At 58.2% G+C, this 22,871-nt stretch carries 10 protein-coding genes; 8 read left to right on the top strand and 2 right to left on the bottom strand.

Going from position 1 to position 22,871, the window contains the following annotated elements:
• The first annotated feature begins 4 nt into the window (after positions 1-4).
• The 5 genes from FTW19_RS23845 (at position 5) to FTW19_RS23825 (ending at position 7,125) form a co-directional block, all read left to right on the top strand.
• Positions 5-904 carry an SDR family oxidoreductase gene (locus FTW19_RS23845; protein ID WP_147650058.1) on the top strand — a complete coding sequence of 300 codons (900 nt, stop codon included), beginning with the start codon at positions 5-7 and terminating at the stop codon, positions 902-904.
• 521 nt (positions 905-1,425) lie between these two features.
• Positions 1,426-2,721, top strand: a complete 1,296-nt coding sequence (locus tag FTW19_RS23840) for a hypothetical protein (protein ID WP_147650057.1) — start codon at positions 1,426-1,428, stop codon at positions 2,719-2,721.
• A gap of 637 nt (positions 2,722-3,358) precedes the next feature.
• Complete coding sequence (locus FTW19_RS23835) at positions 3,359-3,805, top strand: hypothetical protein (protein WP_147650056.1); 447 nt, start codon at positions 3,359-3,361, stop codon at positions 3,803-3,805.
• Between the two features lie 99 nt (positions 3,806-3,904).
• Positions 3,905-4,285 (top strand): hypothetical protein, encoded by a 381-nt coding sequence (locus tag FTW19_RS23830; RefSeq protein WP_147650055.1) that lies wholly within the window; start codon positions 3,905-3,907, stop codon positions 4,283-4,285.
• Between the two features lie 566 nt (positions 4,286-4,851).
• Complete coding sequence (locus FTW19_RS23825; protein ID WP_187143152.1) at positions 4,852-7,125, top strand: GH92 family glycosyl hydrolase; 2,274 nt, start codon at positions 4,852-4,854, stop codon at positions 7,123-7,125.
• A 404-nt stretch (positions 7,126-7,529) separates the two neighbouring features.
• On the opposite strand, the gene FTW19_RS23820 is transcribed toward FTW19_RS23825, so the two are convergent.
• Entirely contained in the window at positions 7,530-9,092 is a 1,563-nt protein-coding gene (locus tag FTW19_RS23820; protein WP_147650053.1) for a carboxylesterase/lipase family protein, read from the bottom strand.
• Between the two features lie 133 nt (positions 9,093-9,225).
• Positions 9,226-10,443, bottom strand: coding sequence for a hypothetical protein (locus FTW19_RS23815; protein WP_147650052.1), 1,218 nt, complete (start codon positions 10,441-10,443; stop codon positions 9,226-9,228).
• Positions 10,444-10,620: 177 nt separating this feature from the next.
• Between FTW19_RS23815 and murJ the strand changes: the two genes are divergently transcribed.
• The 3 genes from murJ to FTW19_RS23800 all read left to right on the top strand — a co-directional run bounded on the left by murJ (position 10,621) and on the right by FTW19_RS23800 (position 22,840).
• Complete coding sequence (gene murJ, locus FTW19_RS23810; RefSeq protein ID WP_222705506.1) at positions 10,621-12,201, top strand: murein biosynthesis integral membrane protein MurJ; 1,581 nt, start codon at positions 10,621-10,623, stop codon at positions 12,199-12,201.
• Between the two features lie 127 nt (positions 12,202-12,328).
• Positions 12,329-12,808, top strand: a complete 480-nt coding sequence (locus FTW19_RS23805) for a GNAT family N-acetyltransferase (protein WP_147650051.1) — start codon at positions 12,329-12,331, stop codon at positions 12,806-12,808.
• A gap of 840 nt (positions 12,809-13,648) precedes the next feature.
• Entirely contained in the window at positions 13,649-22,840 is a 9,192-nt protein-coding gene (locus tag FTW19_RS23800) for a choice-of-anchor D domain-containing protein (RefSeq protein ID WP_147650050.1), read from the top strand.
• Positions 22,841-22,871: the final 31 nt, after the last annotated feature.

The raw sequence follows: 22,871 nt of genomic DNA, 5'->3' as shown, positions 1-22,871 counted from the left end.
TGCGATGAAAGACGTAATTGTGATCACGGGAGCATCGAGTGGATTTGGAGCGCTGATGGCGCGCGCTCTGGCCAAGGCAGGACACACCGTCTATGCAAGCATGCGTGACACCGCGGGACGCAATGCACCGCAGGTGGAGGCGGCGAAAACGTTCTCCGAAGAGAACAAGGCTGATCTACGGACGATCGAGTTGGATGTCGCCTCGCAGGAGTCAGCCGATGGGGCCATCGCGAAGATCGTGGCGGAAAACGGGCGCCTGGATGTGGTGATCCATAACGCCGGTCATATGGTCTTCGGTCCGGCAGAGGCCTTCACGCCGGAGCAGTTGGCGGAGCTGTATGACGTGAATGTGCTGAGCACGCAACGTGTGAACCGGGCAGCACTGCCCCAGTTGCGCAAGCAGCGGAAGGGGCTGCTGATCTGGATCTCGAGCAGCAGCGCGGCGGGTGGCACGCCACCGTACCTGGCTCCGTACTTTGCGGCGAAGGCCGGGATGGATGCGCTGGCGGTGATCTATGCCCGCGAGCTCACGCGCTGGGGCATCGAGACCTCGATCGTGGTTCCGGGAGCGTTTACGGGCGGAACCAATCACTTCGCGCACTCCGGGCGTCCTGCCGACCATACACGGGTGGCGGAGTATGAGGCGGGGCCTTATAAGAACTTCGGCGAAGAGGTGATGAAGGGTTTCGCGGCTATCGTTCCGGAGGATGCCGATGTCGCCGCGGTGGGCAACGCAGTAGTGAAGATCGTCGATGCGCCCTTCGGGAAGCGTCCGTTCCGGGTGCATGTGGACCCGACCCAGGATGGAGCCGAGGTGGTGAATGGAGTGCTCGACCGCGTGCGGGCGGAGATGCTGCGCAGGGTTGGTCTTGCCGACCTGCTAACTCCGGCCAGGATTGGCTGACGATCGGCGTGCCCCGCTTGGGGTGGAGCGGGGAGGAGCCTGCTGCCACCTCAAGTATTTATGTCATGCATCCGACACAGAGCATGCGCCTTCTTAATTAAGGTGTCGATGGCTTTTGGGACCCCCCTACAAAAAAATGCCCTGGATAGCGAACTATCCAAGGCCCAATGGAAGCTTGTCGATCGGACAATGGGGCTTGCCCGAAGATATGGAGAACGAGGCAGATTGGCTGATCGGACGCGCCGGTGAGCCAAGAGGGGTGGCCGGCGACTGCCGAGCGAATAGGAACGAGTAACGCAGCCCGCCAACCAGCTACACGGTAGCCGCCCTGGTTGCCAGACTTCCAGACAATTCACCGAAACAGGAAATTTGCCTTTTATTTTCAGCGAGATGAAAGATGTTAAATCGCCCAGTGAGAGGCCGATACCTAAGTTGTAGGCGTTCAATTAATGGAGCTGGCGTAGGATAGCGATATCGCCGAACAGGGAAAAGCCGATCGCCTGATACCAGGTCACGAAGCGGTGTCGCCGCTTGCGAAGCGTGAATTGGTCAGCCGGATTATTGCCTCAAAGCACTTCCATCGATCCGAGCGGCTCTCGAGCTTTTTGCTGCACATCTGTGAGCTTGAGATCCAGGGACGGGTCTCGGAGATCAACGAGAAGGACATCGGGCGTACGGTCTTTCAGCTTCCGACCGACTATGACCCGAGCATCGACGGCATTGTGCGTTCCCATGCCAGCCGCCTGCGCCGCAAGCTGGAGATGTATTACCTGAACGAGGGCCGCGAGGAGACGGTGCGCCTGGTAATTCCGCGTGGCGCCTATCAGCCCCGTTTTGAGCCGTGTGTTCCAAACTGCGGCGCCGTCGGTGTGGGGGCGCTGCCCTCCGAGGAACCGGAGGACGAGGACGTATCGGCGGCCGGAGTGGATAACCAGGGCGATACGCAGGAGCAAGTGCAGGCTCCGGACCGGAGAATGCTCTGGGTCGGTGCCGCCGTGTTTGTTCTGTTTGCGCTACTCTCGCTTGCCGGTGTCTGGTTCTACCGGGCCCACCTTGGAGATGTCGCGATGGAGCGCGAGTTCTGGCCGCAGATCTTCAACCGGCAGCGCCCGACGATCCTGGTGCCGAGCGATAGCAGTCTCTCCGTCTGGCAGGAGTTCAAGCATACGAACCTCACTCTGGCGGACTATCTGACCTTTGCCTTTGGAAAAGATGATGGACCTTCCAGCCCGGAGCAACGCCTGGCGGTGACCGTGCTCTCCCGGCGCTATACCTCCGTGGTGGATCTGGAGATCATCCAGAAGCTTTCGCATGTCGCGCGGGCGCAGAACGTTGAACCGTCGGTGCGTTTTGCCCGCGATGTCAGACCAAACGATCTGAAGCAGAGCAATGTCGTGCTGATCGGCAGCAGTGAAACCAATCCCTGGGGTCTGATGTTCCAGGGTGAGATGAACTTCATCCTGAAGAAAGACCAGGACAAGGGAATCTACACGATCGAGAACCGGAAGCCATTGCCGGGAGAGGCGACGGAATGGATCTCCGACCCTAACGAGCGGACACGTACGGTCTACTGCAAGGTTTCGTATCTGGCCAATCCCAGCGGAGCGGGTAACATCCTGATCCTGGAAGGAACCTCCATGGCGGCTACAGCCTGTGCGTGGGAGTTTGTCTCGAACCAGGAGCACCTGAGGCAGTTCTGGCGGCAGGTGAAGCTGACGGGCGGTGGGGCGTCTCACTTTGAGGTTCTGCTTAAGACGAATAATCTTGCCGGCGATGCGGCCGCGAGCTCCGTGGTCGCCTGGCGTGTGAATCCTTAGAGTGACTTGAGTCCCGTAACTCCGACAACAAAAAACGGGACCTCAGCGACTAAAGCCGCTTGCCTTTTCACGCTGATACGGCACGGCTGAAAGCCGTGCCCTTAAGAAAAACCATCTCGTGACGTGGATAATGGTATGCTTCTCCACATTGATCCATCCGTTGCGCGTAAGCAACTATTTCGCACCAAGGGTGCGAATGTCTTGCTTAAGGGGACAGCTTCAGCCGTCCCATATGGGGCCTGAAAGTAACGCGGCTCTGGCCGCTGAAGGCAGAGTAAAGAGGCGGGGGAGAAATCGCTTCTCCGATACTTCACACTCCGGCCAGTAATCGTTTACCAAGCGAACGCGGCTCCAGTAGGACCCTGAATATCCGTCCATGGTTAGTCATTTCAACGAACAAATTCGGCGGTGATTGCTGAATCCGAATTCATTAGCTATCTCTAATCTTCGTTGCAGCAAAAACTGTGCAATGAGGAACTTCACCTTTGGATGTAAGGGCTTTCATTCAAATGGCTTGCGGTCACTTCACCGTGAAACCCAACTATCACAGTGAAATACTTTGCCAATCTATTTTGACCTGCCGATACTCCCTAACACTCGCCTGCAGCGCATGACCGGCAGACCCAGGAGGTCATACATGAACGGAGGAAAGGCAAGACGAATTAGACAGCTTCTCGAGCGCATGGCACTCAACCCGTTGAGTCTGGCATTCCTGAGCGGGAGGCATCTGCTGTCGCACGATATGACCGCAGCGTTTGCAGCGAGCCTGACGGGGCGCGGAGGTGTGAGTGTTACCGATGCGACGGTGACCATGACGCGGAACGGCACCAAAATTGCCAGTGTCCGCCACCATCGTCACAACCTACGGATGCACAACTTTCATCACGCTGCCGAGCGGGAAGTCATTGGTTCCACGCATTTCGCTGCGAAGGATAGTCACCGTTTCCTTCGAGCTGCACTCGAGACAGCGTTCGACATGCAATCGCCACAGTTCAAAGGCAGTACGTTGCTGATGGGCCAGGCGAGGGAGCTCGTCACTTTTCCCGTCCGCAATACGATCGAGGCTACGCCGGCTATCAAGTAAAAGCTCGCGAACCTCAGTTCCTGCACGGCAAGACATAAGTGCACTATAGCGGATACCAATAAATATTTTTCTCATTGTTTCAAATTTGGAAGCGGCCCTATGAACCGAAAGAATAGAACTCGTAAAGTGGCTACCCCCTGGTATGCCAGCGGAAGATCCCCGAAACTAACCCAGATCATGGAGAGACTCCATATCCCGCACGATTACGAACTGCAGATCTTCCATAACGAACGGGTCTTTGCTCACGAAGGCCCGGATGACTGCACTGCATGGATCGTAGAGACGTTGCCGGATGATATCTCTTGCAAGGCAATCTCGAGTTTCGAGACCATCCTTGACACCCTGGAACACAAGCTGGGAATCCCAGATGACTCTCTCATACAGATCATGGATGACTATATGAGATTTGGATGTTCGAGTTTGCGGCTCAAGACCACGCCGGCCAAGCTGCATGACGCGGGGCTTCTCGTCATTCATTAATGGGTGAGCGCTGCAGAGGCGATTGCTTCTTATTTGTCATTTCGTAGCGACCCAGGCAGCATGCTGGGGTGGAGCCCCGGAGAGAGCGGAGAAAATCTGCCTTTGCCGAATCATTCGCACGAGCTCGATACACTCTCCCAATACGCTGAGGTTTCGCGTGGATAGCGCGCTTCGCATTGCCGCTTTCTTATCCGTGGCGCCGATAGAGGCAATTGAGCAACAGCTTCGTATGCAGTTGAAGAAGGAGCGTGGCAGGATCACGTTCTTTCGGATCGATAATGCTGCTTATCCTTCTGGGAATTGATGTCGTTAGAGCATTTTTCCTGTTGCTGGGTATCCCGGGAGGAGCGCGCAGCGGGCGTTTTCATTGAGGAAAACGCCCATAGATGCACAAGCCCTGCTCTACCCCTATAGGAAAGCGGATCCCTTCGGGATGACAAGCCAAAAGTGACGGACTCTTGCTCCCACCCCTATCTCTCCAATAGCGACATCGTTAACGTGGGTGGAGTATAAAGACGTCTGTGATGCGATATCTTCTCCGCAATACTCTTGTTTTTGTTTCTTGTATGTCTGCCGTTCTGTGGGCGCAGAAGGCCTCTGAGATCGATCCCATGCTGGGCGCCGATAGGGGAGGGAATGTCTTCGTCGGACCAACGCTGCCATTTGGTATGGCCAAGCCAGGGCCTGACTATGGAACCAACCAGGGCAATGCCGGATGGGCGGCTACGGGTAATCTGAACGGCTTTTCGCAGCTTCATGTCTCGGGTACGGGCGGCGGGCCAAAGTACGGCAATATCTCGGTGCAGCCGATGCTGGGCAAGGCTGATCCGGCGCACAGCTCGGTGCCGCGCAAGGATGAGCATGCCGAGGTTGGTTATTACGCAGTCGGTCTGGGCGACACGGGTATCCGTGCGGAGATCACGACGGCGCGCCGCACGCCTGTGTACAGGTTTACCTATCCCGATGGGCAGCAGCGCACGCTGCTGGTGGATGTCGGTCATCTACTGATGAAGCTGCATGATTCACCGCACCGCTATGACGAAGGCCAGATCGTGTCTTCGACCCAAGTGCAGGTGCTGTCTCCAACGGAGATCGCAGGGGAGCAGGACTCGGTGATCGGCTGGAATATCCAGACCACGCCAATGCGTGTGTACTTCTACCTGGTGACCGATACACCGGCAGTGACCAGCGGAACCTGGGAGGACGGCAAAGCTCCGCAGGACGGAGCGAAGACGGCGAGCTACAAGATGCCGTTCACGATGCAGACACTGCCCAAGCCTCCGGCGCCGATTGTCAGTACGGGCGCATATCTGACCTTTGCTCCTGGCGCAAAGCCGGTGATGGTGAAGGTGGGCGTCTCGTTTGTCTCGATTGAGCAGGCAAAGAAGAATGCGACGACTGAAGTTGCAGGCTTCGACTTCGAGAGCACGCGCAAGGCAGTAGTTGCGGCCTGGGACAAGGAGCTGTCGACGACTAAGGTTGAAGGCGGTACGGCCGATGAGCGGCAGCAGTTTGCCACCGGTCTGTATCACTCCATGCTGATGCCGGTGGACCGCACCGGCGAGAATCCGCTGTGGAAGAGCACTCTTCCGTACTACGACGACTTCTACTGCATCTGGGATACCTTCCGTTCTTCGACACCATTGCTGACGCTGATCGCGCCGAAGCGCGTGACCGGCATCCTACAGTCGCTGCTGGAGATTCAGGACCACGACGGTTTCTTCGTCGACGGCCGCTCCGGCAACTTCGCGGGAAGAACGCAGGGCGGCTCTGACGCGGAGATGATGTTCACCGATGCTTATCTAAAGCATGTGCCTGGTCTCGACTGGGAGCGTGTCTACAAGGCCATGCGGCATGATGCTGATGTGGAATCGACCGATCCCATTCGCTTCGGCCGCGGCGACATGGACGAGTGGAAGAAGCTCGGGTATCTCTCGATCGAACACTCCGATCCTGCCGGTGGTCCGGATCGTCCAGGCTCGCGCTCAATGGAGTATGCAGCCAACGACTATGCCGTCGCGTTGATGGCGAAGGGGCTGCATCACGATGCCGATGCGAAGCTCTTCGCGGAGCGGTCAAGCAACTGGAAGAAACTATGGTATCCGGAAGCGGTGGATCACACTGAGGGGGGCGACATCAAGGGTTTCATCTGGATGAAGCATGCGGATGGAAGCTGGGAGGAGCTCTTCAATCCGCGCCTGGTGGGCACCTGGTATAAAGACAACTTCTACGAAGCCAGCACCTGGACCTATTCGCTTTATGTGCCACAGGATGTGCGCGAGCTGATCAAGACGATTGGTGGCGATGCTGCCTTCAAGAAGCGGCTCGACCTGTTCTTCTCCGAGGCCGGAGAGCATCGCTTCCGTTATCGCTACGACGTCGGCAATGAGCCCGGTTTCCTGACGCCGTATCTCTATAACTGGATCGGTGAGCAGAGCAGCACGGCGAAGACGATTCATTCGGTGCTCGATGCCAGCTATCACTCGGGCAAAGCCGGGTTGCCAGGTAACGATGACTCGGGCGCGATGGGTTCGTTCTATGTCTTCAACCGCATGGGCTACTTCCCGGTGGCGGCGCAGGATGTCTACCTGATCGGCTCGCCATCGTTCCCGCGTTCGACGATCACGCTGGGCAACGGCAAGCAGTTCTCGGTGGTGGCGGAGAACCTGTCGGCTCGCAATATCTATATTGCGAGCGCGACGTGGAATGGTAAGCCCTATCAGCGTTCGTGGTTCACGCATGAACAGCTCGTTGCGGGTGGGGAGTTGAAGCTGGTGATGACGGATAAGCCGACGCATTGGGATACGGGTGAGGCTCCGCCGTCGATGTCGGATAAGTAGAAAGAGCCAGGGCCGGACGAATGTCCGGCCCTTGTGTTTGTGCGGCATGGATGTTCGGGCGTCTTGAATTTTGACCTCAGCGGCTAAAGCCGCGTGTCTTCTTCGGCGTTATACGGGACGGCTGAAGCCGCCCCCTTAAGCAAGACAATCGCACCTGCGGTGCGAAGTGGTCACGCTGCGCGCAACGGTTCAATAAGTTTCTCGTGGAGCAATACGAAACAAAAGCATTATCTCGCTTCGCGCTTCGCGCGAATGCCTTGCTTAAGGGCATGGCTTTAGCCATGCCGCACAGGATGTAAAGAACAATGCGGCTTTAGCCGCTGAGGGTCTGCGCAGCGGAGAACCAGATTTCTCCGCTGATGCTCCGAAGTGACAGACAAAAATACCATCATCTGACGACGCCACTAACGCATCGCCTGCGCCGGCTCGTCTGCAAGAAACTCGAACTCGGCGTGCGTTGTGTCCGGGCTGACGGTTATCGGATCGTCGAGATGAATCAGCTTCTTCTCCTTGTCATAGCGTGGCCACTTGGGTAAACCGTTACCGTTCGGGTCCCCGGTCTGGGCGAAGTTGGCCCAGTAGGTGACGACTTCATCGCTCAGTTTGCGGTCGGCTGGTTGCCATGTCGCTCCCTGACGGGCATCGAGGGTGCCGAAGACATACTCAAGCTCAGTGGAGTGGAAGGCGTATTTGCCTGTCGGGTGGAGGGGCTCTGCCGGGGCAGGGCGATCGAAGCGAAAGCGATAGACAGGTGATTGTCCTGTCTTACTTTGTGCCTCTGCCCATCTCCATGCTCCCATGGCAATGAAGCCGTTGGTGGTGAAGTCATCCGCGGAGCGAATGGCTTGCTCGTCGGTGTTGGCAGGGAAGGCTGCGAGGAATTCGTCGGCCTTTGCACCGTAGTGCTCTTTGGCATAAGCCTTCCACTTTTCAGCGGTCATGTCTTTGGAGAGCGTGCCGGCGCGTTCGTCACGATTCCAGCCGATGATGGACGGTACGTGTGTCTGCCGGCCTGCGGCGTAGGCGTCCTGTAGAGACTCGGGAAGGAAGGTTCCATCGACGACGGCGGAGAAGCCGATGCCGCGCTGCTTCTGTGTGGCTTCAAGAATTTTTTCAGCGGGTAGAGCACGAAGCTCTTCGAGATTGTTTGCGCCGAGTGCGGTGACGAAAGCCTGATCGCGTTTGGCGCGTTCATTGGCGGCTGTCATTGGAATGGCGCTGCCGAAGAAGGCGCCGCTCTCTCCGATGAACTTGTGAAACAGGCCGCGTGCCGAGGGAGCCACGGTAAGCGCGCTGATGGCAAAGGATCCGGCGCTTTCGCCGAAGATGGTGACGTTGTTGGCATCGCCTCCAAATGCGGCGATGTTTGCCTTCACCCAGCGCAGCGCGGCGACCTCATCCATAAAGCCGTAGTTGCCGGCATGGCCGCCCTGTTCTTTGGCCAGGTCTTCACTGGCGAGGAAACCGAAGACGTTCAGGCGGTAGTTCAGTGTGACGACGATGACGCCCTTCGCAACGAGAGCAGGATTGGTATAGCGCGGCTCGGAGGCAGCGCCGGCGAGGAAGCCTCCGCCGTGAATCCAGACCATGACGGGGAGTTTGCTGCCCTGCTTCGCTGCTGCTGGTGTGTAGACATTGAGGTAAAGGCAGTCTTCGGAGGGACCGGCGTCGGTAAAGATATAGTCGTCCCACACATGCCACTGCTGGCAACGATTGCCGAACTTTGTTGCATCACGTACGCCGCTCCATGCGGAAGGCGGTTGAGGAGCCTTCCAACGAAGATTGCCGACCGGCGGAGCAGCATAGGGCAGGCCGAGGAAGGCTTTCTCATTTCCGTCGCGAATCCACTTGCCCGCGGCTTCGCCCTGCGCTGTTTTCACTTTGGGTGCGGGTGCCTGCGCGTGGAGCCATCCGGCGGAGAGACAAGCGAGAGATATGCCGCTGAGCAAAGCATTACGGATCTTCATATCGTGTCCTTTTTGGGACGGGATCACGATAGCCACTGCCCGTTGAAAGTTGCAAGCCGCATTGGGGGCAAACGATAAAGCGGCCATCAGGGTTCCTTCATGACAAGCCCGGCTGCTTTTCTACGGTCGCTGTCTATCTCCGGCGGCGGTATTTATACGGATTTGGGCGCGGCCGCCTCATCCACCTAACCGAAGGTGGCGGAACGCCGTTCATTGCCGCGGCCAGCTCAATCATGGCGAACAGGCGGAGATCCGGATCTTCAATCCGTTCTAATAACGGTATGGCATCGATACCCAGCCGCTTGCCGGCCTGGTATGCAACAGAGCGAAATGCTCCGGTAGACGGCCAGAATGCTTTCGGTGCGAAGTTCGGTGATGCGGCAGAGGTATCTTCGCGGTACTCTTCGGTGGCGTCTTCGAAGGGAAAGTCGAACTCTCCCGAGCGAATCGCCTCCATGAGCCTGAGCTGTCTCGGAAAATCTTTACGACTGCCTGTGAGAACATAGCCTCCACGGTCACGGGTCGATCCTGCGGCCTTCAGCCGCTCTGCTTCAGCCGCGGCCTCCTGCTCTATCGTTTCGCGCCCGTTTGGATAGCGGTGTACTGCTGCGGCAAGCTGATCGTGCGAGTCGATAAGAGCTCTGGCGCGCGGAGGATCCAGATGCATGAGGATGTGCAGCACCTGGAAGATCGAGTTCTGGCGAAGTGAGCTGAAATGAACGCCGTCGGGGTAGCCGGCGGAGATTCCGTAATCGGGTTCCTGGAGTGCCTCGTCGACGATGGCGTGCACCATCGCGAGAGCTTCCTGCGGAGGAAGCTCCTTCCATGCGCGGCCGAAGATATAGAGGAAGTGTCTGCGATCGCGGTCCGAATTGAAAATATCCGCTCGCCACATCTCGAATGCTTTGCGTAGTATCGCAACGCGCCGGCCGGCATCGGCGGCGTTCATGGGATCGAGCTTATGCAGGACGTTGCCCAGATAGAGGAAGGGAAATGAGTCCGGGGCATCACATGCGAGCAGATAGTTCACCGCTGGATCGATGTGACCGTGTTCGACCATGATCTGGACGGTTCTTTCCGGGAAACCATGATGGGGTGTTTCCGACGGAGTCTGATCTAACATCCTGGGATCGACTGCCGCCGCAACCTCACGCGCTTCGTCGTGGAGATGGTCGCTGCCTCTTTTCGGAAGTTCGTCGAGCAGAGCAAGCCCGTCCATCAAGCTTCGGCGAGCGCTGGAGATGTCTTTGACGGACTCAGCTCGCGCAATACGCAATAGTGCGGCGGCGCGTATGGAGAGATCTGCCTGTTTTGCGTACTGCCGGGCCTTTGCCAGAAGGTCGTCGTTCATCAATTCTGCCCAGCCGCCTTTCAGTAGGTCTAAAAAGCCGAACGAATCAGAGAGGTATATCTTACTGGACACCCCGGCAGGGAAAAGACTTTGAAAACGGGAGAAAATTCCGGCGGATGGGGGCTGCTGTGGAGGGCCTGTGCAGAGAGAGACCGGTGCTGTTTTTATAATCGAGGTTTGAAGACACAGACTCGCAGCAGTTCCGCCAAGACACACGCGCTGGCCGTTGCAACGGGCATTCTGCTCAGCCGTGTCGTCGGCCTGGTCCGCGACCGGATCTTTGCGCATTACTTTGGCAACTCCGATGCCGCCGATGCCTTTCGTGCAGCGTTCCGCATCCCCAACTTCCTTCAAAATCTCTTCGGAGAAGGCGTACTTTCGGCATCGTTTATCCCGGTGTATGCGCGCCTGAATGCCGAGGAGCGGCACGAAGAGGCCTCCGAACTGGCTGAGGCCATCTTTTCTCTGTTGTTCTTCGTGGGAACAATCTTCGTCGTTGCCGGAATTCTGATTACGCCGTGGCTCATCGACCTGATTGCGCCTGGCTTTCATGGTGAGAAACGGCTGCTTACCATTCACCTGGTACAGATTCTCTTTCCCGGCGCAGCGCTGCTGGTGCTCTCTGCATGGTGCCTCGGCATTCTGAACAGTCATCGCCGGTTCCTGTTGTCATACGCTGCTCCGGTGATGTGGAACGTTGCTTTGATTGCAACCCTGATCTGGGGAGGCGGTCATCACTCCGAATCCCGTCTGGCGGTGCTGCTTGCGATCGGCTCGGTCGTTGGCAGCGCGTTGCAGTTTGCTGTACAGCTGCCAACGGTGATTCGCTTGCTGATGCCGTTGCGTCTGCAGCTCAAGCTGGTGACGGTGCATGTTCGCACTGTTGCAAAGAACTTCTTCCCGGTCTTTCTAAGCCGCGGAGTCGTCCAGATCAGCGCCTATATCGACTCCTGGCTGGCCAGCTTTCTCGGCACCGGAGCCGTGGCAGCCCTGGGATATGCGCAAACGCTTTACACTCTGCCGGTCAGCTTGTTCGGAATGGCGGTGTCGGCCGCGGAGCTGCCGGCGATGTCCAGTGCTTTGGGCACGCAGGATGAGATCGCCGAGGCTCTTCGCAACCGCCTGAAGCAGGGGCTGCAGCAGATCGCGTTCTTCGTCATCCCGTCAGCGGTGGCGTTCGTTGTGCTGGGCGATGTCGTTGTGTCGACCATCTACCGCACGGGACACTTTCAGGGCGGTGATGTCCTCTTCGTCTGGGCAATCCTGGCAGGTTCCGCGGTCGGTCTACTTGCCTCTACTTCGGGACGTCTTTATTCCTCTGCCTTTTATGCTCTTCGGAATACGCGCACGCCACTCAGGTTTGCCCTCGTTCGGGTGACGCTTACGCTGGCCCTTGGGTATCTTTGCGCGTTGAAATTGCCGCCTCTGATTGGTATCGATCTGCGTTGGGGCAGCGCGGGCCTGACTCTTTCTGCCGGTGTTGCCGGGTGGCTGGAGTTCCTTTTATTGCGCCGGGCGCTGCACCGTCAGATCGGCGCCGTTCCCTCGTCCAGATCTCGTACCGCTAAGTTATGGCTGGTTGCGATTGTGGCCGCGGTTGCCGGCTGGGGACTTAAGCGGGTTTTACCGTTCCATGCTCCGCTGCTGGTTGGGCCGACTGTGCTGGTGACGTTCGGGGTTATCTACCTGGCGGTGACCCAGTGGATCGGTGTCGGAAATATGGGTGCGGTTAACCGGCTCATCAAGCGTCGCGGATAACTATAGAGCATTTTCCCTGGAGGCGCAGAGTAGGGCCTCCGCATCTATGGGCGTTTTCCGCAATGAAAACGGCGCTGCACCACTTTTCCGGAATACCCAGTTACAGGGAAAATGCTCTAATCAGTGAATGCGACCGCCGAGTCTGTTAAAAGGTCATTCGCTCATCGATGGTTCGCTGGGTCTTGAGCTCGATACGGTATCGCCTCATCCGGTTCACCAAGTACCTACCTACTTCTTCCGCATGATTGATCTCAATACGGGAGTCGAGATTGGGAGAATCAATCTGAGGGCAGGCCTTGGAGAGCACGTCGAACGGTATGCCGGGCACGTTGGCTATTTTGTCGAGCCTGCATATCGCGGTCATCGCTATGCAGCACGCGCCTTGCGCCTCTTAGTGCGTATCGCTCGTGGGTTGGGAATTGATCCGCTGTGGATCACCTGTGACCCGGACAATATTCCATCACGCCGCACCTGTGAGCGTGCGGGAGCGAAGTTCATCGAGATCGTTGACGTTCCGGCCGATTGCGTTATTTATCAGAGCGGCCATCCGAGAAAGTGCCGTTACCGGCTGGATCTGAGGGAGATGGGTAGGAGTCGTACGGAATAGCAGATGACGGAAAATTTGACCTCAGCGGCTAAACAGGCTGCGGAAAGAGGCCCTGGCCGCGGGCAATTTTGTAAGCGTGAAATGTTCGAGCCTCGCTCGAATCGGGCGGGGGCGGCGGGTTCCCGGCCAGCTTTGCTGGCTGGGGTGTTCAGCGGTCCTTCGGGCAGGCACTATAAGCGCTGAAGGCGCGCTCTATACCAGCCTGGGGCAACGCCCCAGGTCTCAGTGCCCACAAGATCTTAAAGGGCTGAAGGCCCGCTCTATAACTCTGCAGTGAAGGCAGATTCGCGCAAGAACATTTCTCCTGTAGATGTAGTGCTGGGCCTTTGCATCTATGCAAAGAAGTTGTGCTTCCTTTTCCTTGATGGGCTTCTTCAGCCATTTGGCATGAGGATTATAGATCGGGCCTTCAGCCTTCAGACTCTTAACAATCCGAGACCTGGGGCGTTGCCCCAGGCTGGTATAGAGCGCGCCTTCAGCGCTTTTATCCGCAGCCTGTAAAGCCGTGCCGTATCGATGTGCTGAACGACATACGGCTTCAGCTGCTGAGGGCGGCGTATTTGGCAATCCCACCACTCTCTTGCGCAACAGTTATTGCCGCGACAAATTTTGTCGATATAAGTCCCAGAGTATGGATCGCTGGCCCGGTGATAACAGTGTGTATCGTTTCGGGACAAAATCCTCAGCTTCTCCTCCTAGATCTCTCATGCCCAAGGGCAAGACAGCCGATCTCCCCCAATAAGAACTGACATTTTCTGGCCGCGGACGAAACTCTCCCGCGAACGAAAAGCCTGAGTCGAGAGCTGGACAGCCCGAGGGGCTGCTACATAGGGGAGTTTCATGATCAGAAAGTCAGCCGTCATCGGCCTGCTAGCGATGTTGTGGATGGTGTGTCTAAGCTGCCGCGCTTACGCATCCCTGGGAGCATCTACAACCCAGAACAACATCACGATTACGCAGAGCTTCAGCAGCGTCTACTACGTCGATACGAAGACCTCGCCCTATCCCACCGGTTTTTATGCTGTCTACAACGTCACCAACAACAGCACGACTGACTTGTCGGACGTGTGGGTTACGGTCGGCAATTTCACCGGGGGCACCGTCTATCTCTCCCTGGGAGGAAACGACACCGGGGTTTCGCACCTCGGATCGCTGGCGGCGGGGGCGACCAAAGCGGCCTATTTTTTTCTGGGTGTGGATTGCTCCAGCTTTACCAGCGGCAACTGCAACATCTCGTCCGCCCAGGGAGTTACGGTTGACGTCTATCTCGGGCCTCCCACGAACAATCTTCTTGCGACGCTGACCACGAACGACATCACGGTCTACGATACGATTGCGGCCAGCGCAAACAAGGTGACCGGTGGAAGCGTTTCGACGACGACACCTTCCGTGGGCAGCACCTTTACCGTGACGGTGAATGGTTCGACGGGAAGTATCGGCGGAAGCAATATCTTCGCCCTGAGCCCTCAGACAAGCACCAGCTTTCCGGCGGATGCCTTCCGGCTCACCAAGACCAGCCTTACTTTCAGCAACGGTGGAACCGGAACATACACCGACATGCTGCAGATCCCCACCTCGGCGATTTCGGCGATTGCCAGTGCCGACTACACGGTGACGTACACCTACCAGGTGACAGGAACGACATCCAGTACGACATCGGTACAGCCGATTGCGTATATCAATAGCGGTTCGCAGATCAAACACACCACGGTCTCGTCGCTGGGAAATATTCCGCCCATTCAGGCCGCCACCAACACGCTGCTGTTGTCCATGTCGGTGACACCGACCTCATTCGGGCTTAGCGGCGGTACCGCTACGTATACGGTGCATATCACCAATTCCGGGTCGGTTGCGGCTTCCCTGGATGAATTCATCGATGCCCTGGCGGCCTCGCCGGACGCGGAGAACTACATCAACGGCAGCTCCACCTTTGCAGGAGCCTCTATCTCCGATCCATCGATCAACGGAAGTACATTGATCTGGTCGGGTACCTTCACTGTCCCCGCGAACGGTTCGGCAGATCTGACCTTCCAGACCGCGATCCCTGCCACTGTGGGAACGTATACCGATTTCTTCTACGGCCTGGTATCCGCCTCGCAGATCGACACGACTCTCAACACCTCGGACGACGCCGAAGCGACTACATCGATAACGGTGTCCTCAAAGCAATCAACGACGATTGCGATCTCGAATCTGCCTGCCAGTGGAACCTATGGCGGCAGCTTTACACCGACATACAGCTACACCGGCGATGGTACGAAATCCGTAAGCTCGAACTCGGCCAGTGTTTGTACCGTGAGCAGCGGCGTGGTGCACTATGTTGGCACGGGCACCTGTTCGCTGACAGCGAGTGCAACGGCTGGGACCAACTACAACGCAACCACGGGTACAGCGCAGACCTTCTCTGTTGGCCAGGCGACGCCGACGATCAGCATCTCAAATGTGCCAGCTAGCGGGACTTATGGCGGCAGCTTTACGCCGACCTTCAGCTATACCGGCGACGGCACAGCTTCGGCGAGCTCGAATTCGACCAGCGTCTGCTCTGTGACCAGCGGTGTAGTGCACTACGTTGGTGTGGGCACATGCTCGATGACAGCGAGTGCGACGGCGGGCACGAACTATGCTGCTGTGACGGGGAGCGTGCAGACTTTCTCCGTTGGCCAGGCGACGCCGACAATCAGTATCTCGAACCTTCCGGCGAGTGGAACTTACGGCGGCAGCTTTACGCCGACCTTCAGCTACACGGGTGATGGCACAGCTTCGGTGAGCTCAAATTCGACCGGCGTCTGCACCGTCACCAGTGGCGTGGTTCATTACGTCGGGGTTGGTACCTGCTCGTTGACCTCAAGCGCGACGGCAGGCACGAACTATGGAGCAGTGACCGGTTCGGCGCAGACCTTCTCCGTTGGCCAGGCGACGCCAACGATCAGCATCTCGAACCTTCCAGCGAGTGGAAGCTACGGCGGCAGCTTCACGCCGACCTTCAGCTACACGGGTGATGGCACAACTTCGGTGAGCTCAAATTCGACCAGCGTCTGCACGGTGACTAGCGGTGTAGTGCACTACGTTGGCACAGGCACCTGCTCGCTGACATCGAGCGCGACAGCGGGTACGAATTACAACACGGTTACAGGTTCAGCACAGACCTTCTCTGTGGGCCAGGGTACGCCGACGATCAGTATCTCGAACCTTCCGGCAAGTGGAACTTATGGCGGCAGCTTTACGCCGACCTTCAGCTATACAGGCGACGGTACAACCTCGGTGAGCTCGAACTCGACCAGCATCTGCACGGTGACCAGCGGTGTAGTGCACTACGTTGGCGTGGGCACCTGCTCATTGACAGCGAGCGCTACGGCGGGCACGAACTATGCGGCTGTGACCAGTACGGCGCAGACCTTCTCCATCGGTCAGGCGACGCCGACAATCAGCGTCTCGAACCTTCCCGCCAGTGGAACTTATGGCGGTAGCTTTACGCCGACCTTCAGCTATACGGGCGACGGTACAACCTCGGTGAGCTCGAACTCGACCAGCGTCTGCACGGTGACCAGCGGCGTGGTGCACTACGTCGGAGTGGGCACATGCTCGCTGACTTCAAGCGCAACGGCTGGAACGAACTACGCAGCGGTAACTGGCACTGCGCAGACCTTCTCTGTGGGTCAGGCGACGCCGACGATCAGCGTCTCGAACCTACCTGCCAGCGGAACTTACGGTGGTAGCTTTACGCCGACCTTCAGCTATTCGGGCGATGGAACGACGTCGGTGAGCTCGAACTCGACCAGTGTCTGTACCGTGACCAGCGGCGTGGTGCACTACGTTGGTGTGGGCACATGCTCGATGACAGCGAGTGCGACGGCGGGCACGAACTATGCTGCTGTGACGGGGAGCGTGCAGACTTTCTCCGTTGGCCAGGCGACGCCGACAATCAGTATCTCGAACCTTCCGGCGAGTGGAACTTACGGCGGCAGCTTTACGCCGACCTTCAGCTACACGGGTGATGGCACAGCTTCGGTGAGCTCAAATTCGACCGGCGTCTGCACCGTCACCAGTGGCGTGGTTCATTACGTCGGGGTTGGTACCTGCTCGTTGACCTCAAGCGCGACGGCAGGCACGAACTATGGAGCAGTGACCGGTTCGGCGCAGACCTTCTCCGTTGGCCAGGCGACGCCAACGATCAGCATCTCGAACCTTCCAGCGAGTGGAAGCTACGGCGGCAGCTTCACGCCGACCTTCAGCTACACGGGTGATGGCACAACTTCGGTGAGCTCAAATTCGACCAGCGTCTGCACGGTGACTAGCGGTGTAGTGCACTACGTTGGCACAGGCACCTGCTCGCTGACATCGAGCGCGACAGCGGGTACGAATTACAACACGGTTACAGGTTCAGCACAGACCTTCTCTGTAGGCCAGGGTACGCCGACGATCAGTATCTCGAACCTTCCGGCAAGTGGAACTTATGGCGGCAGCTTTACGCCGACCTTCAGCTATACAGGCGACGGTACAACCTCGGTGAGCTCGAACTCGACCAGCATCTGCACGGTGACCAGCGGTGTCGTGCACTACGCTGGCGTGGGGACCTGCTCATTGACAGCGAGCGCTACGGCGGGCACGAACTATGCGGCTGTGACCGGTACGGCGCAGACCTTCTCCATCGGTCAGGCGACGCCGACAATCAGCGTCTCGAACCTACCTGCCAGCGGAACTTACGGTGGTAGCTTTACGCCGACCTTCAGCTATACGGGCGACGGTACAACCTCGGTGAGCTCGAACTCGACCAGCGTCTGCACGGTGACCAGCGGCGTGGTGCACTACGTCGGAGTGGGCACATGCTCGCTGACTTCAAGCGCAACGGCTGGAACGAACTACGCAGCGGTAACTGGCACTGCGCAGACCTTCTCTGTGGGTCAGGCGACGCCGACGATCAGCGTCTCGAACCTACCTGCCAGCGGAACTTACGGTGGTAGCTTTACGCCGACCTTCAGCTATTCGGGCGATGGAACGACGTCGGTGAGCTCGAACTCGACCAGTGTCTGTACCGTGACCAGCGGCGTGGTGCACTACGTCGGAGTGGGCACATGCTCGCTGACTTCAAGCGCAACGGCAGGAACGAACTACGCAGCGGTAACTGGCACTGCGCAGACCTTCTCTGTTGGTCAGGCGACGCCGACAATCAGCGTTTCGAATCTTCCGGCCAGCGGAACCTACGGTGGCAGCTTCACGCCGACCTTCAGTTACACCGGCGATGGCACAACGTCGGTGAGCTCGAACTCGAGCAGTGTCTGCACGGTGACGAGTGGTGTAGTGCACTACGTTGGAGTAGGCACCTGCTCGCTGACAGCAAGCGCAACGGCAGGGACGAACTACGTGGCGGTCACGGGTACGGCCCAGACCTTCTCTGTGGGCCAGGCTGCGCCGACGATCAGTATCTCCAATCTTCCGGCCAGCGGGATCTACGGTCACGATTTCATACCTACGTTCGGCTATATCGGTGACGGCACAGCCTCAGTAACTTCAAACTCGACCAGCATCTGCACCGTGACCAGTGGCGTAGTGCGCTACGTTGGAGTAGGTACTTGCTCGCTGACAGCAAGTGCGACAGCAGGCAGCAACTACGCAGCCGTGACCGGCACGGCTCAGATGTTTTCGGTAAGCCAGGCGACTCCGACGATCAGCATTTCAAACCTCCCGGCCAGCGGGACCTACGGTCACGATTTCATACCTACGTTCAGCTATATCGGTGACGGCACAGCCTCAGTAACTTCAAACTCGACCGGCATCTGCACCGTGACCAGTGGCGTAGTGCGCTACGTTGGAGTAGGTACTTGCTCGCTGACAGCAAGTGCAACAGCAGGAACAAACTACGCGGCCGTGACCGGTACCGCGCAGACCTTCGCGGTGAACCAGGCGACGGCGACAGTAACGCTGAGCAATCTGAACCTCACCTACACTGGATCGCCCCAGGCAGGCACGGTGACCACCTCGCCCTCCGGCCTTACGGTGACCACCACCTACAACGGTGGTGCGACTGTTCCTACGGCCGCAGGCAGCTACACCATGGTGGCTACGATCAACGATGCCAACTACAGCGGCACTGCGACCGGCACGGTGGTGATTTCACCGGCCGCGCAGAGCATTACCTTTGCCGCATTGCCGGCGCAGGTGATCTACGGAAGCGGAGCGCTTCTGCTGTCCGCAACCGGCGGAGCATCAGGAAATCCGGTTGTCTTCAGCGTTCTTTCGGGTCCTGGGGCAGTCAGCGGTAGTCGGTTGACGGTTACAGGCGTTGGTCCAGTCGTCGTGGCGGCGAATCAGGCGGGGAATAGCAATTACGTCGCGGCATCACAGGTGACGCAGAGTATCACGAGTATTGGTGCGACACTGAACCTCAGTCTCGCGTCCTTGAACTTCCTCAACCAGCCGGTAGGCACCACCAGCCTGGCGCAGACGCTGATCATTACCAATCCCAATGCTTTCCCGGTAACCATCACCGGCATACAGGCAAACGGTGACTTCCACGCCGCAAGCGCGTGTGCGGTGATTGCAGCGCAGGGTAATTGCAGCGTGAATGTGACCTTTACACCGACAGTCGCTGGATCGCGTGCAGAGACCTTGACCATCACCAACGCACAGTCGAACGTAGCGCAGACTGTGCCGATGACAGGTATAGGCACCGCGCCTGGCATCCAGGTCTCACCGGCTGCACTGGGTTTTGGCAGTGAAGTTGTTTCTACGGCAAGCACGGGCCAGACGCTGACGATCCGCAACACAGGCACGGCTCCGCTCGTGATCTCGAACATCGCGACGACAGGCGATTTCGCAACGACGGGTAAGTGCGCATCGGTGCCGGCAGGCAGCAACTGCAGTTTGACGGTGACCTTTACGCCAACAGCGATCGGCAGCCGTACGGGAACTCTTACGTTGACTGACAATGCGGGCGGCCAGAGCCAGGTGGTGAATCTCTCCGGTACGGGAACAGAGGCAGGCGTGTCGTTGACGCCGGGCGCGCAGGCATTCCCGGCAACGCTGGTCGGATCGGCAAGCCAAACATTGACCGCAACGCTGACCAATACAGGCAGCGCAGCTCTTACCGGAATCGGCTTCGGCATTGTTGGAGACTTCGCACAAACGAATAACTGCGCGGCTTCGCTGGCTGCAGGCGCAAGCTGCACGATCAACGTCGTGTATGCACCGAAGATTGCGGGTGCTGAATCCGGCGTATTGACTGTAAGCGATAGCCAGGGATCGCAGACGATCTCGTTGACGGGCACAGGCCTGGTTCCCGGAGCAACTCTCAGCACGGCTGAGCTGCTCTTTGGAAGCCGGCCGGTCAATACATCCTCGTTGGCACAAACCGTGATCTTTACGAACACCGGTACCGGTCCGGTGACCATCAATTCCGTAACCACGACGGCGAACTTCGCGGATACAACCAACTGCACGGGACAGATCGCGGCAGGCGCCAGCTGCAGCGTCAATGTAACCTTCACGCCAACCTTGACAGGATTGTTGCCGGGCACGGTTACGATCAGTGATACCGCCGGTTCGCAGACGGTGACGCTGCAGGGAGAGGGCACGAATGCAAGCGTTACGATGTCGCCCTCGTTCCTGCTCTTTGGCGCACAGGTGGTCAACACCGTCAGTATGGCGCAGACAGTGACGGCGAAGAACACCGGTACAACACCGCTGACACTGAACCCGATTACCGTGTCGAACAATTTCGTTGAATCAGATCAATGCCCGGCGGTGTTGCCGGTAGGCGGCTCCTGCCTGATCAGCGTGAGCTTTGCGCCGACTGCGACGGGATCCCTGTATGGCTCACTGCAGTTCAGCGATGCATCCGGTCAGGTGTCGACGGTTGTGGCGTTGAGCGGACAGGGAACGCTTCCTGGTATCGCCATCTCGCCTTCGACGGTCTTCTTCGGTAGCTTGGCTGTGGGCACTGCCAGCCAGGCACAGACCGTGACGGTGTGGAATACCGGATCGGCGCCGTTGCAGATCACGGCGATCAATGCGACGGGAGATTTTGCTGAGACGGATACCTGTACGGCGAGCGCTATCCCCGTGGGCGGCTACTGCATCCTGAATGTCACGATGACGCCTACGACGATAGGAACACGCACCGGCGTTATCCAGATCGCGAACAATGTCGATGGCATTCATCTGATCTCGTTGAGCGGCGTTGGCCAGCAGGCGGGTGTCACTGTCTTCCCAACAACGCTGGCGTTCGGAAGCTATCCCTACGTCTCGACCTCGCAGGCTACGGGTACCGCGTTAAGTGTGACGCTGACCAACAGCGGGAATGTCCCGCTGCAGATGAGCGGTTTCAGTACCCAGGGCGACTTTACAGAGACCGACAACTGCGGGGCGACCGTCCCAGTGGGAGGATTCTGCACGCTGACGGCACGTTTCGTGCCGACGGCGTTGGGCCATCGCACGGGAGTGTTGACGATCAACGACAATGCAGGCGGTGGTACGCAACAGGTCTCGCTTGCGGGTGACGGCAGTCCCTATGGTCTGACGCTTACTCCGCCGGTGATGAATTTCGGAGTGCAGACCTTAGGTAAGCATTCCGCCTCGCAGACCGCAACGCTGACGAACAATACCGGCCAGGCGTTGAACAACCTGGTGATTACACCCAGCGGTCAGTTCACTGAGACGGACAACTGCGGTACATCGCTGGCAAACGGCGCCTCCTGCACCGTCGATATCACGGTGACACCGGCAAGCACCGGCGCCATTACCGGAACGGTGACGTTCTCTTCAGGAGCAGGCATTGCGGCGACGGGTGGCAGCATCATGCGTCCGCATACTCAGGCGGTTCAGGCAAACACATCTTCGACATCGTCCTCGACCGTTGGTGTGGTGGCGGTCTCGGCGTCCGCTATTCCGCCGGGGATCGATATCTCGCTTCCCCAGGTGAGCTTCTCCGTGACCTCGGTGGGTACGGGCGCGGTGCAGACGGTGACAATCAGGAACACCGGATCGGCACTTCCGCTGACGCATCTGGCAATCGGTACGACGAATGCGACAGAGTTCCCATTCACTACAACCTGCCCGGCAACCTTGGCCGCGCAGGCAAACTGCACCATCACGATCAACTTCACTCCGATAGGTAATGGGCTGCGTACCGGCATCATGGGCATTACGGCGGATGGCGGTATCTCTGCATTGCTGCCGGAGAGCGGAAGCGCCGCAAAAGGCGCGCCGGGTATCACGCTTACTTCCAGCGTGAATACGAGCATGCTGCAGGGCGATGTCACCTTGACCTCTACCGTCGCCTCCTCAACCACTCAACCTACCGGCAGCATCAGCTTTATGGATGGCAGCACCCTGTTGGGAACGGCGGCTCTGAGCAACGGTGTTGCATCGTTGACTACATCTGCTCTTGCCACTGGAAGTCATGCCATCACCGCTGTCTACAGCGGAGATGCGAACTACGTGGCGGCAACGGCAAACGTCGTAACCCAGAGTGTCGTCGACTTCTCGCTCAAGGCGGTAGGGAACGGCGCTTCGCAGACGGTGGTTCCCGGTAACTCGGCGACGTATCAGGTCGCCATCGCTCCGACGAGCGGAAGCAGCTTCCCGGTTGCAGCGACACTTACGGTCACCGGTCTGCCGCAGGGAGCGACCGCTGAGCTGAGCACGAAGCCGTGGATGCAACTGTCTGCGAACTCGTGGCAGGTTCCTGCGACGACGACGCTGGACAATGTCTCACTCACCTTCCATGTGCCGGGGCAGACGGCCGCTGTGGTTTCTCAACCGACGAACAGCCACAGCAATGGTCTGCCCTCGGTTGCCTGGGCTGCTCTGCTGCTTCCGTTTGCCTACCGGCTCCGCCGCGCACGCAGAAAGCTGATGGGCCATCTGGCAATCATGTTTGTTGTCGTGGGAACACTCGCGGCGTTGGCCGGCTTGACCGGATGCGGATCTAGCAACGGGTTCTTCGGCCAGGCGGCGAAGAATTACACCGTGACTGTTACCGTTACCGCCGGACCGGATTCTCATTCCACCGATCTGGAACTCAACGTGCAATAACCAGACACGCAACGTGCAGTAGCAAGGAGAG

It is taken from the genome of Terriglobus albidus (assembly GCF_008000815.1).
Classification (GTDB): Bacteria; Acidobacteriota; Terriglobia; order Terriglobales; family Acidobacteriaceae; genus Terriglobus; species Terriglobus albidus_A.
Note: the sequence above shows the minus strand (reverse complement) of the source record. Positions and strands in the feature narration are given on the sequence as shown.

Bases quoted from the DNA above. Each gene is read 5' to 3' on its own strand.
- FTW19_RS23845 (WP_147650058.1), top strand. From the start codon at position 5: ATGAAAGACGTAATTGTGATCACGGGAGCATCGAGTGGATTTGGAGCG.
- FTW19_RS23835 (WP_147650056.1), top strand. From the start codon at position 3,359: ATGAACGGAGGAAAGGCAAGACGAATTAGACAGCTTCTCGAGCGCATG.
- FTW19_RS23830 (WP_147650055.1), top strand. From the start codon at position 3,905: ATGAACCGAAAGAATAGAACTCGTAAAGTGGCTACCCCCTGGTATGCC.
- FTW19_RS23825 (WP_187143152.1), top strand. From the start codon at position 4,852: ATGTCTGCCGTTCTGTGGGCGCAGAAGGCCTCTGAGATCGATCCCATG.
- FTW19_RS23820 (WP_147650053.1), bottom strand. From the start codon at position 9,092: ATGAAGATCCGTAATGCTTTGCTCAGCGGCATATCTCTCGCTTGTCTC.
- FTW19_RS23815 (WP_147650052.1), bottom strand. From the start codon at position 10,443: ATGAACGACGACCTTCTGGCAAAGGCCCGGCAGTACGCAAAACAGGCA.
- FTW19_RS23805 (WP_147650051.1), top strand. From the start codon at position 12,329: ATGCGACCGCCGAGTCTGTTAAAAGGTCATTCGCTCATCGATGGTTCG.
- FTW19_RS23800 (WP_147650050.1), top strand. From the start codon at position 13,649: ATGATCAGAAAGTCAGCCGTCATCGGCCTGCTAGCGATGTTGTGGATG.